Origin of the sequence: Candidatus Accumulibacter similis (genome assembly GCA_013347225.1) — a bacterium.
Taxonomy (GTDB): Bacteria; Pseudomonadota; Gammaproteobacteria; order Burkholderiales; family Rhodocyclaceae; genus Accumulibacter; species Accumulibacter similis.
The window spans coordinates 1,662,473-1,677,208 of the sequence record CP054595.1; the positions used below are offsets into that span (position 1 = coordinate 1,662,473).

Annotated in this window: 16 protein-coding genes; 12 read left to right on the top strand and 4 right to left on the bottom strand. The window is 66.6% G+C overall.

Features of this window, described 5'->3' with window-relative positions:
* The first annotated feature begins 165 nt into the window (after positions 1-165).
* The 3 genes from HT579_07680 (at position 166) to HT579_07690 (ending at position 2,611) form a co-directional block, all read left to right on the top strand.
* Positions 166-1,239, top strand: coding sequence for an acetylhydrolase (locus HT579_07680; GenBank protein ID QKS28810.1), 1,074 nt, complete (start codon positions 166-168; stop codon positions 1,237-1,239).
* 87 nt (positions 1,240-1,326) lie between these two features.
* Positions 1,327-2,064 carry a hypothetical protein gene (locus tag HT579_07685; protein ID QKS28811.1) on the top strand — a complete coding sequence of 246 codons (738 nt, stop codon included), beginning with the start codon at positions 1,327-1,329 and terminating at the stop codon, positions 2,062-2,064.
* Between the two features lie 61 nt (positions 2,065-2,125).
* Positions 2,126-2,611 carry a hypothetical protein gene (locus tag HT579_07690; protein QKS28812.1) on the top strand — a complete coding sequence of 162 codons (486 nt, stop codon included), beginning with the start codon at positions 2,126-2,128 and terminating at the stop codon, positions 2,609-2,611.
* Between the two features lie 67 nt (positions 2,612-2,678).
* Here HT579_07690 and HT579_07695 read toward each other — a convergent pair whose 3' ends face one another.
* Both HT579_07695 and HT579_07700 read right to left on the bottom strand, forming a co-directional pair.
* Positions 2,679-3,302 (bottom strand): response regulator transcription factor, encoded by a 624-nt coding sequence (locus HT579_07695; GenBank protein ID QKS28813.1) that lies wholly within the window; start codon positions 3,300-3,302, stop codon positions 2,679-2,681.
* Positions 3,292-4,875, bottom strand: coding sequence for an MASE1 domain-containing protein (locus tag HT579_07700; protein ID QKS28814.1), 1,584 nt, complete (start codon positions 4,873-4,875; stop codon positions 3,292-3,294). Before HT579_07700 ends, HT579_07695 begins: the two co-directional genes overlap by 11 nt.
* Before the next feature lie 268 nt (positions 4,876-5,143).
* Here HT579_07700 and HT579_07705 point away from each other — a divergent pair, with 268 nt between their 5' ends.
* The 9 genes from HT579_07705 (at position 5,144) to HT579_07745 (ending at position 13,154) form a co-directional block, all read left to right on the top strand.
* The gene (locus HT579_07705; GenBank protein QKS28815.1) at positions 5,144-6,019 is read left to right on the top strand and encodes a phosphate ABC transporter substrate-binding protein; all 876 of its coding nucleotides are present in this window, start codon (positions 5,144-5,146) and stop codon (positions 6,017-6,019) included.
* 81 nt (positions 6,020-6,100) lie between these two features.
* Positions 6,101-7,162, top strand: coding sequence for a hypothetical protein (locus HT579_07710; GenBank protein ID QKS28816.1), 1,062 nt, complete (start codon positions 6,101-6,103; stop codon positions 7,160-7,162).
* Positions 7,162-8,112: a phosphate ABC transporter permease subunit PstC gene (gene pstC / locus HT579_07715; protein ID QKS28817.1), complete on the top strand. Its 951-nt coding sequence runs from the start codon at positions 7,162-7,164 to the stop codon at positions 8,110-8,112. The genes HT579_07710 and pstC overlap by 1 nt, the downstream gene beginning before the upstream one ends.
* A 3-nt stretch (positions 8,113-8,115) precedes the next feature.
* Positions 8,116-9,006 carry a phosphate ABC transporter permease PstA gene (gene pstA, locus HT579_07720; GenBank protein QKS28818.1) on the top strand — a complete coding sequence of 297 codons (891 nt, stop codon included), beginning with the start codon at positions 8,116-8,118 and terminating at the stop codon, positions 9,004-9,006.
* The gene (locus HT579_07725; GenBank protein ID QKS28819.1) at positions 9,000-9,815 is read left to right on the top strand and encodes a phosphate ABC transporter ATP-binding protein; all 816 of its coding nucleotides are present in this window, start codon (positions 9,000-9,002) and stop codon (positions 9,813-9,815) included. The genes pstA and HT579_07725 overlap by 7 nt, the downstream gene beginning before the upstream one ends.
* Positions 9,816-9,904: 89 nt before the next feature.
* Positions 9,905-10,711: a phosphate ABC transporter ATP-binding protein gene (locus HT579_07730; protein QKS28820.1), complete on the top strand. Its 807-nt coding sequence runs from the start codon at positions 9,905-9,907 to the stop codon at positions 10,709-10,711.
* A 222-nt stretch (positions 10,712-10,933) separates the two neighbouring features.
* Positions 10,934-11,737 (top strand): amino acid ABC transporter substrate-binding protein, encoded by an 804-nt coding sequence (locus HT579_07735; protein ID QKS28821.1) that lies wholly within the window; start codon positions 10,934-10,936, stop codon positions 11,735-11,737.
* A 6-nt stretch (positions 11,738-11,743) separates the two neighbouring features.
* On the top strand, positions 11,744-12,397 hold the full coding sequence (locus tag HT579_07740) for an amino acid ABC transporter permease (protein ID QKS28822.1): 654 nt from the start codon (positions 11,744-11,746) through the stop codon (positions 12,395-12,397).
* 4 nt (positions 12,398-12,401) lie between these two features.
* Positions 12,402-13,154, top strand: a complete 753-nt coding sequence (locus HT579_07745) for an amino acid ABC transporter ATP-binding protein (protein QKS31556.1) — start codon at positions 12,402-12,404, stop codon at positions 13,152-13,154.
* A gap of 93 nt (positions 13,155-13,247) precedes the next feature.
* On the opposite strand, the gene HT579_07750 is transcribed toward HT579_07745, so the two are convergent.
* Together HT579_07750 and HT579_07755 are read right to left on the bottom strand one after the other, a co-directional pair.
* Positions 13,248-13,736: a DUF1499 domain-containing protein gene (locus HT579_07750; GenBank protein QKS28823.1), complete on the bottom strand. Its 489-nt coding sequence runs from the start codon at positions 13,734-13,736 to the stop codon at positions 13,248-13,250.
* Between the two features lie 323 nt (positions 13,737-14,059).
* On the bottom strand, positions 14,060-14,632 hold the full coding sequence (locus HT579_07755; GenBank protein QKS28824.1) for a PEP-CTERM sorting domain-containing protein: 573 nt from the start codon (positions 14,630-14,632) through the stop codon (positions 14,060-14,062).
* Positions 14,633-14,736 lie beyond the last annotated feature (104 nt).

Sequence of the window (14,736 nt, forward strand, 5' to 3'; positions counted from 1 at the left end):
TATATCCGTACCGTCGGAGACTTGTCGAACGTCCATGCCTGCCGTGCAGCGACAGGCTCGTGGCGGCAACCGGCCCGGCTGGCGGCGGAACTTCGGCAGCCGGGCGGGGTCTCTGGACGGTCGCCAGTGGGCGATGTCCGCAACCACCGGCAGACAATGAAAACCATGGGAAATCGCGCCACCAGCCTGCTGCCCGTCGCCTGGCGGAGACGCTGCACTGGCGGCAACGCGTCCACCGTAGCTGTCGTCGGCTGCATCACGTTCTTCGTCGCCGCGACGCCGTTCGCGGCGCAGGCGGCGGAGGAACTGCCGGGCGTCGCCGTCAGCGCGCGCGCAGGCGGTCACGACGGTGAGGCGGCGGCGGTCATCGTCGACGATCACGACTGGTTCGACGCGACGCGGCAGCGCCCGGTACCCGTGCGCCTGTACCTTCCAGCTGCGGCGGCTGGCGAGCACGCGCTGCCGCTGGTCGTGTTTTCGCACGGCATCGGCGGTTCACGGCGGGGCTACAGCTATCTCGGCACCTACTGGGCGAGCCAGGGCTACGCCAGCCTGCACCTGCAGCACGTCGGCAGCGACCGCTCGTTGTGGACCGGCAACGTCTTCAGCCTCGTCGGCCGTCTGCAGGCCGCCGCCCAGGAGGACGAAGCGATCGCGCGCGTTGGCGACCTGCGTTTCGCTCTCGATCAGTTGCTGGCACATCCGCAGCTCGCTGCGCGGATCGATCCCGCGCGCATCGTCGCCGCCGGTCACTCGTACGGCGCCAACACCGTCATGCTGGCGCTGGGCGCGCGCATTGAACGCCACGGTCGCGTCATCGATCTCGCCGATGCACGCCTGCGGGCCGCGATCCTGCTCTCGGCACCGCCGTTCTACGGCGAACGCGACAGCGCGAAGATACTCGCCGGGATCACGGTGCCGACACTGCATGTCACCGCCACCGAGGACATCATTCGCATCCCGGGCTACTACTCCGGCGCCGAGGACCGCATCGCCGTCTTCGCCGGCATCGCCGGGCCGCGCAAGATCCTGGCGGTGTTCGCCGGCGGCTCGCACAGCATGTTCACCGACCGTGCCGGCAGTGGCGGCGTCGAACTGAACGCGCAGGTGAAGGCGGCAACCCGGGATCTCTCGCTCGCCTTCCTGCGCAGTGTCTTCGGCGGCGGCGATGCGTCGCTGCGCGACTGGCCAGCGCGCTACGGCAGCATCGTTGCCCGCTTCGTCGCCGAGGGGTCGTAGGCGGCGCCGTCGCGGAGCGGGAAAAGGGGCACGTTTCGTGCTATCTTCCCGGCCGTCAATTTTTCTGTACCAACGGGAGGTTTGGAGATGTCCAAGGAACGAGCGACCATCGGCACCAATGGCGTGGCATTGCCTGTCCTGCCGCCGGAGCGCGATGCGCGCGTCTGGGCGCGGCTGGTGCGCGTCATGTTCTACACGCCCGGCTTTCTGGCCCTGCTGCTGATCAAGACCGGTGAACCGGCAGGCTTCGGCATCTCGGTGGAACTGCTGATGCTCGCGAGCATCTCGGCGATCGTCGGCGGGCTCTTCATCGGTGCCCAGTCGAACGAGGAAGGGTCGGACCATTCGTCGCGCATCGGCACCTGGAGCGGCGCACTGATTCTCGAACTGCTCTCGGTCGTGCCGATCCTCTGCGCCATCCCGTCGCTGTTCCACGAACTGGCGAACAGCCGTTTGCTGCACGCCATGGCGCCCGGCGCGGTGAACGTGTCGCTTGGCGCCTCCGAACTGATCCCGGCAGTCGCCATCCTGCCGTTCATGCTCTATCAGCTCGCCGGCATGGGCACCCTGCACTTCGTCGTTGCGCGGCCGCTCAACTGGGCCATCAACCTCGGCATCGTCGCGCTCATCGTCGCCGCCACGGTCGCCAACCGGCAGGGGGCGTATGACCTCGAGAAGACTTTCGCCTCGCTGCTGGTGATCGCGATGCTGGTGACGGTCTTCCATGGCGTGCTCAAGCTGCGGCGGATGCAGACGGTGTACGACACCCATTGTCCGGCCAAGCCGGCGAAGGAAGCGAAGGAAAGGGAATCGTCCGCCACCTGAGCCAGGCGCACGGTACCGCGACGGGTGACGCGCCGGCAGCAGTGTGCTGCCGGCGGCCGCCATGGTTGTTGCCAGTGACGCATTGCAGCGGAGGTCGCGGACGGGGATGGTCGATCTCGAGTATCTGACGCAGATCCTGGCGGCACTCGTGCCGATGGCGCTGACCGTCGCCCTGCACGGCGTCGGCATGAGCCTGGTGCGCAACAGCTTCGAGCGCTTTGGCAAGCCGTTGCTGAAGCGGGAGCGGAACCGTGGTGCGCGCACGCTGTTCACCGTCGGTGTCGTCGGCGTCATGGTGCTGACCCATTTCTCCGGCATCGTCGTCTGGGCGGTCGCCTTCCGGCTGCTCGACCTGGTGCCGACGACCGAGATCGCCATGTACTACTCGATGGAGTACTACACCACGCTGGGCGTCGGGGTGCGCAAGCTGCCCGACGGCTGGGCCGGTTTCGGTGGTTTCGAGGCGATGACCGGCATGCTGATGTTCGGCTGGTCGACGGCCGTGCTGGCGGCGGTGGTGCAGCGTATGCACGCCATCGACGACTGACCGGGCCCGGCCAAGGCCCGCGCACTGCCGGGTGGCCGTCAGGGGCGCCGGCGGCGCCTGCCGGACCTCAGCCGTGGTCCTTCTCGCCCGCCCGCAGGCTCAGGCGTACGAGGTCGGCGATGCTGCCGACCTGCAGCTTGGCCAGCAGTCGCGCCTTGTGCACCTCGACGGTGCGCGGGCTGATGTCCAGCCTGCGGGCGATCTCGCGGTTGTGCCGACCGGCGACCACCTGCGCCATGACTTCCCGCTCGCGCGGTGTCAGCGTCTGCAGCAGGCTCGTGACGGCGGCGCCGCGTTCGGCATCGTCCTGGCGCACATGCTGTCGCGCGAATGCCTCCTCGATCGCCGCCAGGAGCCGGCTGTGATCGATCGGCTTCTCGAGGAAGTCGACCGCGTCGCTGCGGAAGGCCTGGCGCGCCGATTCGACGTCGCCGTGGCCGGTCATGACGATCACCGGCAGCCAGGAGCCACTCTCGCACAGGCGCTTCTGCAGCGTCAGACCGTCCATTCCGGGCATCCGGATGTCGACCAGCAGGCACCCGTGCCAGTCGGGACGACGTGCGGCGAGGAAGCTTTCGGCGTCGGCAAACAGCGCCACCGAAAGACCCTGCAGGCCGAGCAGGAGCGACAGCGCGTCACGCACCGACTGATCGTCCTCGACGATGAAGACCGTGTTGCTTCTATGCGGCATCCGTCGCAGCCTCCTCGATCGGCAGCGTCAGCCGGAACAGGCCATGATCGGCGACTTCGGCCGCCAGGGTGCCGCCATGCGCCTCGACGATCGCCCGGCTGATCGCCAGCCCGAGCCCGAGGCCGCTTGCCTTCGATGTATGGAATGCTTCGAAGAGATGTTCCTCCATCTGTTCAGTGATCCCCGCGCCGCTGTCCTCGACCGTGATGCAGACCCGACCGGTGTCGTCCTGCCGGGCTGACACGCGCACCCGCCGTTCTGCCGGCGGTCGCTCGGCCGCTGCCTCGAGGGCGTTGGCGAGCAGGTTGCGCAGCACCACCTCGAGCTGCAGCCGATCGGCCAGCAGGGCACAGGGCGGTGCCGGCTGCAGCAGCAGTTCGATTCCCTGCTGCTGTGCCTGCGCCGAGAAGCGCGAGGCCGCCGACGAGAGCAGTTCGCGCAGCCAGATTCGCTCGAGGCGCGTCGTGCCGGTACGGAAGAAGTCGCGCAGGCGGCTGACGACGTCGGCGGCGCGCTGCGATTCGGCGACGATTCGGTCGATCACGTCGCGCAGCCGGTCGCTGCTCTCTCCTTGCGCGAGCAGTTGCTGGCAGGCGCGCGCATAGGCGAGGAGCGCCGTCAACGGCTGGTGCAGCTCATGCGACAGCGCCCCGGCCATCTCGCCGGCGGCGGCGAGCCGCAGCGTCTGCTGCAACTCGGCATTCAGCCGCTGCTTCTCGTCGACGACGACGCCGATGAAGAAGCCCGACAACGCGAGCACCAGGACCAGCACCTCGAGTTCGATCAGGGTCAGCGGCGAGAGATTGAGCAGTTGCGTCGCGAGGATGACGCCGACCTGGGTCAGGCCGATGGTCAGCGCGGCGCCGGCGAGGCCCTGCCGGGCGGCTGCCCAGGCGATCGGCAGGAAGAGCACCGGGAAATACTTGAACTCGGTCATCCTGCCGGCGACGAAGGTGAGCACGAGAACGCTGCCGGTCGTCAACAGGCTCAGCGATTCGCGGCCGAGCAGCAGGCGGCGCAGGCGGCTGCGGCTGCGCTCGTCGAGCAGCATGGCGAGCAGCGGCATCGAGATCAGGATGCCGACGGCGTCAGCGAGCCAGGTCGCGAGCAGCACGGTGCCGCCGGCAGTCGTCGGCAGGTGCCCGGTCAGCGCCAGCCCGGCGATCAGCACCAGGCTGTTGAAAAGCGTCCCGACGACGATGATCGTCACCCACTCGATCAGGCCGCGCCGGTCGATGAACATCCCCTTGCGGCCGATGCGGCGGCGCAGGGTTTCCGCGATCAGCCAGTAACCGGCCGTGAGTTGCAGCGCCAGCGCGCCGGACAGTGACCACGGCAGCGGCACCCCGCGGACCCACGCGTCGGCAGCGAAGATCGCCAGTGCCAGCAGCGGCGCGGCGCGGCCGCCGTGGCGGACGAGGAAGAGCAGGCCGAGCGCCGGTGCCGGGCTCCAGGGCGTGACGTCGAAACCGTGCAGGCGATGGATGTGGCTGGCCCAGTCGAGCGTCAGATAGCCGCCGACGAGCAGCAGTGCGTCTCGCCAGGCGAGTCGCCGGGTCGCCGATTTCGGCATGATGGGCCGTCGCAGGTTGATCGTGTTCCCATTCTGCAGCCGCTGCCGCAGTTTGGGAATAGGGAAGAACGCGTAAGGGTTTCCCTTACGTGTGCCCGGAAAGCTTGCTGCACGGGCAGTCGACGCCCGCCACCTGGCTCGCCACGCTGGCAGCATCACTTACGTTGCCGCCCGAATTTTCAGCCGTGCAGAAGCCTGCGATGATCGGTCGTCCTGTCATCGGCAGGCGACGAATCCAGCAATCCAACGATACCCGGAGATAAGACAGATGAACTCTCGCTCGATGTGGTGCCAGCTTGCCGTCCTGACGCTTGGCGTGACGGCCGCCGCCGGCGCATCCGCCCGGACCGAAATCCAGAACAAGGGCTCGGACACCCTGGTCAATGCAGCACAATCGCTCGCCGAGCAATACGGCAAGGTCAATCCCAAGGTGGCGGTGGCGGTCTCCGGCGGCGGTTCGGGTACCGGCATCGCGGCGATGATCAACGGCACCGTCGACATCGCCAACTCCAGCCGCAAGATGTCGGAGAAGGAGATCAAGGAGGCGCAGGCCAAGGGCCGGCAGCCGGTCGAGCACATCATCGGTTACGACGCTCTCGCCATCTTCGTGCACAAGAATTTCCCGGGCGACACGATCACCGTCACCGACCTGGCGAAGATCTACGGGCGTGACGGCGGTGCGACCAGGTGGAGCGACCTCGGCATCACCATTCCCGGCTGCAAGGGCGACATCGTCGTCGTCAGCCGGCAGAACAATTCGGGTACCTATGCCTATTTCAAGGAGGCGGTCCTCGGCGAGAAGGGCAAGTTCCGCCAGGGCACACTCGACATGCACGGCTCCAAGGACGTTGCCGACCTGGTCGAGAAGACGCCGTGCGCGATCGGCTACAGCGGGCTCGCCTACGTCACCGACCACATGAAGGCGCTCTGCGTCGCGCCGGCGGCCGGCAAGCCCTGCGTCAAGCCGACCGAACAGACGGCTTTCGACGGCACCTATCCGATCGCCAGGCCGCTGTTCATGTATACGAACGGCGAGCCGACCGGCGAGACGAAGAAGTATCTGGAGTGGATCAAGAGCGACACCGGCCAGTGCATCATCGAGAAGGAAGGCTACGCGCCGATGAAGAAGGTGAAGTGCAAGTAGATCCGTTTGCGGCGGGGTACCGACGCCGTCGGCGCCACGCCGCCAGAGCCCGTGTTCCCGCGCCTGAGGAAGAAGACCGCGATGAGTCACTATGAAGAACGTCTCGAGAGAGACCTGTCCCAGATCAAGAAACAGTTGGCCCTGCTCGCCGGCCTCGTCGAGAAGGCTCTTGGCGACGCCGTCCATGCGCTGCTGGCCGACGACGACCGGCTTGCCTACGCGACGGTGCTGGCGGACAACCGGATCAATGCCGTCAGCAACGAACTCGATCGCATGCGCATGGCCTTCATCGGCGTGCACCTGCCGACCGGCAGTCACCTGCGCCTGATGGGGGCCGTCGTGCATGCGAATGTCGCTCTCGAGCGCATCGGCGACTACGCCGTCACCATCTGCCGCGAGGCGGTTCGTCTCGCCCGCCCGCAGGGGCTGATGGCGCGCGAGATCGAACTGATGGCGGGCGAAGCGCGGCAGATGCTCAAGCAGGCCGTCGATGCCTTCCTCGAAAGCGATGCCGGGAAGGCGAAGGCGACGATGGTCATCGCCGACCAGGTCGAGCGGACCTTCGACATGGCTTTCAGCGACCTGGTCGGAGAAGGCGATCATTTGAACGTCCAGGAGCTCTTCGCGTACCTGACGGTGTTCAACTCGCTCGAGAGGGTTTCCGACCAGGCGAAGAACATCTGCGAAGACACGGTCTTCGCGGTCACCGGCCAGGCCAAGGGACCGAAGTTCTTCCGCATTCTCTTCCTCGACGAGGACAACAGCCTGCTCGGCCCGATTGCCGAGGCGATCGCGCGCAAGAACTTTCCCGATGTTGGCGAGTTCCACAGTCGCGGCCGCAGCGCCGGCACCCTTGATACAGCCTCGGCCGCCCTGCTGCAGGAGCTGGGAATCGACCTCGGCAGCCATCAGCCACAGGCGATGCCGGCACATCATCAGGAGCTCGCCACATACCAGATCATCGTCAGCCTGCAGGGACCGGTCCGGTCCTATGTCGAGCAGATTCCGTTCCATACGGTGGCGCTCGAGTGGGAAGTCGGCCGACCAGATGGCGCGCAGCCTGATCTGCGGACGCTCGGCCGCGAGATCGCCATGCGCGTGAGCAATCTGATGAGCGTCCTGCGCGGCGAGGAGGGCAGCTGATGGGCACCGGTACGCAGGCGCTGAGCAACCGCGCCACCAACGCACGCGTGGCCGAGAACTTCGACCGCCGCAACACCGACTGGTACGTCGACAAGCTGATCGCCGGCGTCGTCTTCGTCTGCGGCATCTCGGCCATCCTCTTCGTGCTCGGCATCTTCTTCTTCGTCACCAAGGAGGGAATCGGCTTCGTTTTCGAGAAGATGGATTTTCGCGAGTTCCTGCTCACACCGTACTGGTCGCCGAGCGATGCCGAGGACCCGGAGTACGGCATTCTCGCGCTGATGGCCGGAACGGCCAGCGTTACCGGGCTGGCGATGCTGGTCGCGGTGCCGTTCTCGCTCGGTGCGGCGATCTACATCGCCGAGTTTGCCACCGGCAAGACGCGCGAGGCCCTGAAGGTGCTGGTCGAACTGCTGGCCGCGATTCCGTCGGTGGTCTGGGGATTCATCGGCCTGGTGATCATGAATCCGCTGCTGATCAAGTGGTTCGACATTCCGGTCGGCCTCTGCGTCCTCAACGCCGGCATCATCCTCGGCCTGATGGCGGCGCCGATCATGACCTCGATCGCCGAGGATGCCCTGAAGGCCGTTCCCGACCGCTACCGCGAGGCAGCCGAGGCGATGGGCGCGACACGCTGGCAGGTGATCTACAAGGTGGTGCTGCCGGCAGCGAAGAACGGCCTCCTCGGTGGCGTCCTGCTCGGCGTCGGCCGCGGCTTCGGCGAGACGATGGCGGTGCTGATGGCCACCGGCCATGCGGTGAACATACCCGACAGCATCTTCGACTCGGTGCGCGCGCTGACGGCGACGATCGCCGCCGAACTCGGCGAAGCGGTCGTCGGCGGCGAGCACTACCAGGTGCTGTTCACCATCGGCATCTTCCTCTTCCTCGTCACCTTCATCATCAACCTCTGCGCCGATCTGATCGTGCGCGGCATACGCAAGGGCTGAGCCATGACCACTGCCAATCCCGCGCTGTTTCAGGCCAGCGACCTGAACCGGCACAACGCGCGCGTACAGCGACGCTACCGCCTGCTCTTCGGGCTCATGACCCTGCTCCTGATCACGCCGGTGCTGCTGATCCTCGGCACGCTGGTGGCGAAGGGCGGCGGGGCGATCTCGTGGGAGTTCCTGTTCACCGCGCCGACCGACGGCATGCGCAGCGGCGGCGTCTTTCCGGCGTTGCTCGGTACCGTCTGGCTGGTGACCGTCGCCCTGCTGCTGTCGGTGCCGATCGGCATCTTCGCCGCCATCTACCTCAGCGAGTACGCCGGCGACAACTGGTTCACCCGCATCATCAACCTGGCGATCATCAATCTCGCCGGCGTGCCGTCGATCGTCCATGCGCTGTTCGGGCTTGGCGCCTTCGTCCTCTTCTTCAAGTTCGGCACCAGCATCCTCGCCGCCAGCCTGACGCTGGCGGTGATGACCATGCCGGTGGTCATCGTCGCCACGCGCGAGTCGCTGCAGGCGGTGCCGCAGGCCTTCCGCGAGGCGTGCTGGAACATGGGTGCGACGCGCTGGCAGACGATCCGCCGCGTCGTCCTGCCGAACTCGATCACCGGCATCCTCACCGGCGTCATCCTCGAAGTCTCGCGCACCGCCGGCGAGACGGCGCCGATCATGTTCACCGGCGCCGTATTCTTCACGCCATTCCTGCCGCAGAGTGTCTTCGACCAGACAATGGCGCTGTCGCTGCACCTCTTCGTCACCGCGACGCAGGTGCCGGGCATCGAGGAGCAGGTTCCCTTCGGCGTCGCGCTGGTTCTGATCGGTCTGGTACTGACGATGAACAGCGTCTCGATCGCCTTTCGCATGTGGCTCAGGGGGAAGAAGAAATGGTAGATGTCGCAGCCCCGGCGCCGGTCACCGGTGCCAGCCAGCGGGCGGTCGCCGCCTTTCCGAACAAGCTCGAGGTGCGCAATCTGACGATCCGCTACGGCAGCGCGGTGGCGCTGCGCGACGTCAGCCTGTCGATCCGCGAGCACGAGATCTTCGGCATCATCGGCCCGGCGAACGCCGGCAAGACGTCGTTCCTGAAGGCGATCAACCGCATGGACGTGTTTACCAGCGGCATGCGGGTGGACGGCGAGATCCACTTCGCCGGCCGCGACACACGCCGGCTGAACAACGTCTATGCCCTGCGCAGCCGCATCGGCGTCGTCTTTCCGCTGCCGGTGGGACTGCCGATGACGGTCTACGACAACGTCGCGCTGTCGCCGCGCCTGCGTGGCGTCACGGAGAAGGCCGAACTCGACGTCATCGTCCAGCGCTGCCTGACCCGCGCCGCGCTCTGGGACGAAGTCAAGGACCGCCTGGACGCGCTCGGCAGCCTGCTCTCCGGCGGCCAGCAGCAGCGCCTGACGATCGCCCGTGCGCTGTCGCAGGAACCGGACCTGCTGATGCTCGACGAGTTCTCGATCGCCGTCGACCCGGTGACGACGATGCGCATCGAGGACGTGCTGAAGGAGTTGCGCCAGGAAGTGACGATCATCCTCGTCACCAATCTCGTGCAGCAGGCACGGCGTCTCGCCGACCGCACGGCCTTCTTCCTCGGCGGCGAGTGCGTCGAGATCGGCGTCACCGAGGACCTGTTCACCGGCGAGGTGAAGGATCAGCGAACGCGCGACTACGTCGAGGGCCGCTTCGGCTAGCCACCAGGCGCCGGCCCGCCGCGGCGGCGCGGCGAGCGATCGCCGGTGACGCCGGTGCCGCCCCATCACGGACACGGATACGACCTACGATGAACAACGAACAGACCGCTGCACTGATGCAGCCAATTCCCAGCCATGCCATCGCCAGCGAGAAGCTCAACCTCTGGTACGGCACCTTCCAGGCGCTCTACGACGTCGACCTGCGCATCCGCGAAGGACTGATCACCTCGATGATCGGTCCCTCGGGCTGTGGCAAGAGCACTTTCCTGCGCAGCGTCAACCGCATCAACGAGCGTCTCGGTTACGTGCGCATCGAAGGCAGCGTGCACGTCATGAACGAGAACATCTACGACCCGCATGTCGAACTGGTGCAGGTGCGCAAGCAGGTCGGAATGGTCTTCCAGCGTCCGAATCCTCTGCCGATCTCGATCCGCGACAACATCCTCTTCAGCCACCGCCTGCACGCCAGGGGGGGCGGCGAGGTGGCGCAGGGAACGCCGGACGAAATCGTCGAGCAGTCGTTGCGGCAGGTCCTGCTCTGGGACCAGGTGAAGGACCGCCTGCGGCGCAAGGCGACCGATCTGTCGCTCGAGGAACAGCAGAAGCTGTGCATCGCCCGCCTGCTGCCGGTCAAGCCGAAGGTCCTGTTGATGGACGAACCCTGCTCGGCGCTCGACCCCAAAGGAACCGCAGCGGTCGAGGAACTGCTCTGGGAACTGCGCGGGCAGTACACCATCCTGATCGTCACCCACAACATGGCGCAGGCGCGGCGCGCCAGTGAGGAGTGCATCTTCATGCTGATGGGCAGGGTCGTCGAGCATGGACGAACCGACGAGATGTTCGTCACCCCGGCGCACCCGGAGACGGCCGACTACATCGAAGGACGTTACGGCTGAGCGGCGGCGCCGGTCGGTCATCGCCGCTGGCGAGGAGCCTGTCCGGCCGGTGCGGGAAATCCGCGCCGGCGCGTCACTTGCGGGACGGGTGACGCGACCCGGCGCGGCGACGATTCAGCCCGGGAGCCCGGCGCGACTTGGGTATACTGACGCCCTCGTCGCACCCGTCACCCGGGCATGACGCTTCCGTTACCGCCATCGCCACCGTCACAGGAAAGAAAAATGAAGAAAGGAACCGCAGTTCTGTCGATCGTCCTCCTGTCCACCGCGCTGCTCGCGGCCTGCGGCAGGAAGGAGGATGCTGCCGCGAAGCCGGCTGCAGCACCGGCGCCGGCCGTCGCCATCGTCGTCGGACTGGACGACAACTTCCCGCCGATGGGCTTTCGCGACGAACAGAACACCCTCGTCGGCTTCGACATCGATCTCGCCCGGGAAGCCGCCAGGCGGCTCGGCGCCGAGGTCCGCTTCAAGCCGATCGACTGGAATGCCAAGGAAGCCGAACTGAACGGCAAGCGGGTTGACGTGTTGTGGAACGGCCTGACGATCACCGAGGCGCGCAAGGAGAAGATCCTGTTCACCACGCCCTATCTGGAGAACCGCCAGATCATCGTCGTCCCGGAAGCGTCGCCACTCAGGACCAAGGCTGACCTTGCCGGCAAGGTTGTCGGCGTGCAGGAGGGCAGCAGCGCGATCGAGGCCATCGAGCGCGACGCGGCCACCGCGAAGTCACTCAAGGAACTGAAGAAGTTCGGCGACAACGTCACCGCGCTGATGGATGTGCGCGCCGGCCGGCTCGACGCGCTGGTCGTCGACGAGGTCGTCGGCCGCTACTACACCGCCAGGAAGCCGGGGGAGTACCGCGTCCTCGACGAAAACTTCGGCACCGAGGACTACGGTGTCGGTACGCGCAAGGACGACGTCGAACTGATGGCGCGTCTGCAGAAGGCGCTCGACGAGATGAAGAACGACGGTTCGGCCGCTGCGATATCGACGAAATGGTTCGGCAAGGACATCATCAAGAAATAGTCCCGGATGGACTATCTGCTCCGCATCATCGGCCCCCTGCTCGAGGGCACGGGGGTTACGCTGCAGGTCTTCCTCATCAGCTTCGTCCTCTCGGTGCCGCTCGGCCTCGCCCTGGCCCTCGTCCGGGTTTCGCGCTTCGTCTTCGTCAGCGGCCTGGTCAATGGCTACATCTGGCTGATGCGCGGCACGCCGCTGATGCTGCAGATGCTGTTCATCTATTTCGCTCTGCCCTTCGTGCCCTTTGTCGGTGTCCGCCTGCCGGATTTTCCGGCCGCCATCGTCGCCTTCGTCCTCAACTACGCCGCGTACTTCGCCGAGATCTTCCGGGCCGGCATCCAGTCGATCGATCGCGGCCAGTACGAAGGTGCGCGCGTCCTCGGGCTGAGCTACGCGCAGACGATGCGACGGATCATCCTGCCGCAGGTCTTCAAGCGCATCCTGCCGCCGCTGAGCAACGAGACGATCACGCTCGTCAAGGACACGTCGCTGATCTACGTGCTGGCGATGAATGACCTGCTGCGCGCCGCGCGCGGCATCGTCCAGCGCGATTTCACGACGATGCCCTTCGTCGTCGCGGCGGCGTTCTACCTGCTGATGACGCTGGTCCTGACGCTCGGTTTCCAGTACCTGGAAAGGAAGCACGCGGTCTACGATGGCTAGGCCGATGATCGATGCGCGCGGCGTTCACAAGCGCTTTGCCGCGGTCGAAGTGCTCAGGGGCGTGTCGCTGGCGGTCGATCAGGGCGAAGTGGTTGCCGTCATCGGCCCGTCGGGGTCCGGCAAGAGCACCTTCCTGCGTTGCCTCAACCATCTCGAGACGATCAACCGCGGCAGCATCGACATCGAGGGCGAGACACTGGTCGCCACCACGGCCGATGGCGTCTGCCGCTATGCACCCGACGCCGACATCCGCCGCATCTGTCGCCGGATGGGAATGGTGTTCCAGCACTTCAACCTGTTTCCGCATCTGACGGTGCTGCAGAACGTCATCGAGGCGCCGATCACCGTCAAGGGGCTGCGGCGCGACGAGATCGTCCCGCGAGCCGAGGAACTGCTGCGCAAGGTCGGCCTGCTCGACAGGCAGGCGAGTCATCCGTCGCGGCTTTCCGGCGGCCAGAAACAGCGCGTCGCGATTGCCCGCGCGCTGGCCATGGAGCCGGACATCATGCTCTTCGACGAGCCGACGTCCGCGCTCGACCCGGAACTCACCGGCGAAGTCCTGCGCACCATCCGCGAACTGGCCGAAGAACACATGACGATGCTGGTGGTGACGCACGAAATGGCTTTCGCGCGCGAGGTGGCGAGCCGCGTCGTCTTCATGGACGCTGGCGAGATCCTCGAAGCCCGTCCGGCACGCGAGCTGTTTGCCGCCCCCGAACACCCGCGCACCCGTGCCTTTCTCGAGAACATGCTGTAGCGTGCCGCAGCGCGGGGTCGGCAGTCAGGCCGCAGCGGGCGGCTGCAAGCCGGCGGGCGCGGATGTCATCGCCGCGCGGCTGTCGGCTCCGCTTCAGGAAGCCGCGAGCCGGGCCCGCAGTTCCTCGATGCGCCGGCGATTGAGCCCGAAATCGCTGCGCCCGACGCGCGACGCCGAGCGCACCTGGATCACCCCGCTGCCGGGGTCGAACCAGAACTCGACGTCGTCGACGAATTTCATCAGCCGCGTTTCGCAGCGGACGTAGAGATAGTCGGCGCGGCGGTCGACGATGGTGACGCCGGGCTGCCCCTGCAGCAGTGCCTGCAGCCTGGCGATCGTCGCCGGTCCATCGCCGCGCAGCGCCAGCGGGGCGATCTGCGCCCGCTCCCGCTGCGCGTGTCCCGCCCACAGGGACGCCTGGCTGCTGACGCTGTTGGCGGTCTCCGACGGCGGCTTGAGCCGGCCCGCGTGCACCCCGAGGTCGTCGGGAGGCGTGCCGCTGAACAGCCCCATCTGGCCGGCGAGAACCGCCAGCAGCAGCGTGGCGACGATACCGCTTCCGGTCCACCTGACGATCCGCATGCTGCACCTCCGGTCGACAACGCACTCTGAAACGTGCCTGAGAGCGGCATGATGGGCGGAACAGCGGGCGTCCTGCGCGGCGGCCGCAAGGTGAACCGGCTGTCGGCATCCTGATGCACGCCGCAACGCCGCCGCCGGTCTCATACCCGGCAGGCGTCTGCGTCCTGCACGCGTTGCCGACGCATCATGACCGTTTCCAGCGGCGCCCGTCCACTGCGGCCGGAAAGAATGACCGTGGCCGCTGGCAGGAAGGTCTGCCAGCGGCCACTGATCCGCCCAGCCCCGGTGCGTCGGGGCTGCCGCGACCGACCGACTGCTGTCGTCTACCGGATTAGCCGCCGCCGAAGACCGGCTGCAGCCAGCGCGGCGCCTCCCAGGAGGGCCAGCGAGCCCGGCTCGGGAACGTCGGAGCGGACGTTGGTGAAGACAAACTGGTTGTCGTCGTAGTCACCGTCGCCGCCGCCAAGGAGATCCTCGAAGCCGACCCACAGGCCGGCGACCGGAATGACCGCGTCGGCAGCCCAGTTTGCGTGGCCGACGTGCACCAGACCGTCCGGATTGCCTGCACCGGGGCCGGTGAAGAACTTGTCGCCAGTGTTCAGGACGTCCATGCGGAAACGCAGCACGGTACCTGCCGCGTAGGTGCCGAGGCTCAGGGCCGTACCCACAGCGGTCTGATGGTTGTGGAAGAACGGATTGCCGGCAAAGCCCGCTGGCTCGATCAGGTTGAGGACGCTGTCGTACCCGGCAGTCTGGCCAGCAAAGTAGATCACCACTTCGCCGCCAGTCGTGACCAGTTCAGCCGCCGTCGGCGTGACCGGGGATACCAAACCCGCTTGCGCGGATCCCGCGACGAAAGCCAGCGCCATCGCTGCCGTCAAAAGCTTCTTGTTCATTCCTGCTATCTCCAAGTCGTGTGCTGCTGGTGCTCGATTGCTTTTTGGCTTGGCAACCCATCGGGGTGCCGCAGTCTCCATTAAGCAAGTATCGTGCCACAAAT

Bases quoted from the DNA above. Each gene is read 5' to 3' on its own strand.
- HT579_07680 (QKS28810.1), top strand. From the start codon at position 166: ATGGGAAATCGCGCCACCAGCCTGCTGCCCGTCGCCTGGCGGAGACGC.
- HT579_07685 (QKS28811.1), top strand. From the start codon at position 1,327: ATGTCCAAGGAACGAGCGACCATCGGCACCAATGGCGTGGCATTGCCT.
- HT579_07690 (QKS28812.1), top strand. From the start codon at position 2,126: ATGGTTGTTGCCAGTGACGCATTGCAGCGGAGGTCGCGGACGGGGATG.
- HT579_07695 (QKS28813.1), bottom strand. From the start codon at position 3,302: ATGCCGCATAGAAGCAACACGGTCTTCATCGTCGAGGACGATCAGTCG.
- HT579_07700 (QKS28814.1), bottom strand. From the start codon at position 4,875: ATGCCGAAATCGGCGACCCGGCGACTCGCCTGGCGAGACGCACTGCTG.
- HT579_07705 (QKS28815.1), top strand. From the start codon at position 5,144: ATGAACTCTCGCTCGATGTGGTGCCAGCTTGCCGTCCTGACGCTTGGC.
- HT579_07710 (QKS28816.1), top strand. From the start codon at position 6,101: ATGAGTCACTATGAAGAACGTCTCGAGAGAGACCTGTCCCAGATCAAG.
- pstC (QKS28817.1), top strand. From the start codon at position 7,162: ATGGGCACCGGTACGCAGGCGCTGAGCAACCGCGCCACCAACGCACGC.
- pstA (QKS28818.1), top strand. From the start codon at position 8,116: ATGACCACTGCCAATCCCGCGCTGTTTCAGGCCAGCGACCTGAACCGG.
- HT579_07725 (QKS28819.1), top strand. From the start codon at position 9,000: ATGGTAGATGTCGCAGCCCCGGCGCCGGTCACCGGTGCCAGCCAGCGG.
- HT579_07730 (QKS28820.1), top strand. From the start codon at position 9,905: ATGAACAACGAACAGACCGCTGCACTGATGCAGCCAATTCCCAGCCAT.
- HT579_07735 (QKS28821.1), top strand. From the start codon at position 10,934: ATGAAGAAAGGAACCGCAGTTCTGTCGATCGTCCTCCTGTCCACCGCG.
- HT579_07740 (QKS28822.1), top strand. From the start codon at position 11,744: ATGGACTATCTGCTCCGCATCATCGGCCCCCTGCTCGAGGGCACGGGG.
- HT579_07745 (QKS31556.1), top strand. From the start codon at position 12,402: ATGATCGATGCGCGCGGCGTTCACAAGCGCTTTGCCGCGGTCGAAGTG.
- HT579_07750 (QKS28823.1), bottom strand. From the start codon at position 13,736: ATGCGGATCGTCAGGTGGACCGGAAGCGGTATCGTCGCCACGCTGCTG.
- HT579_07755 (QKS28824.1), bottom strand. From the start codon at position 14,632: ATGAACAAGAAGCTTTTGACGGCAGCGATGGCGCTGGCTTTCGTCGCG.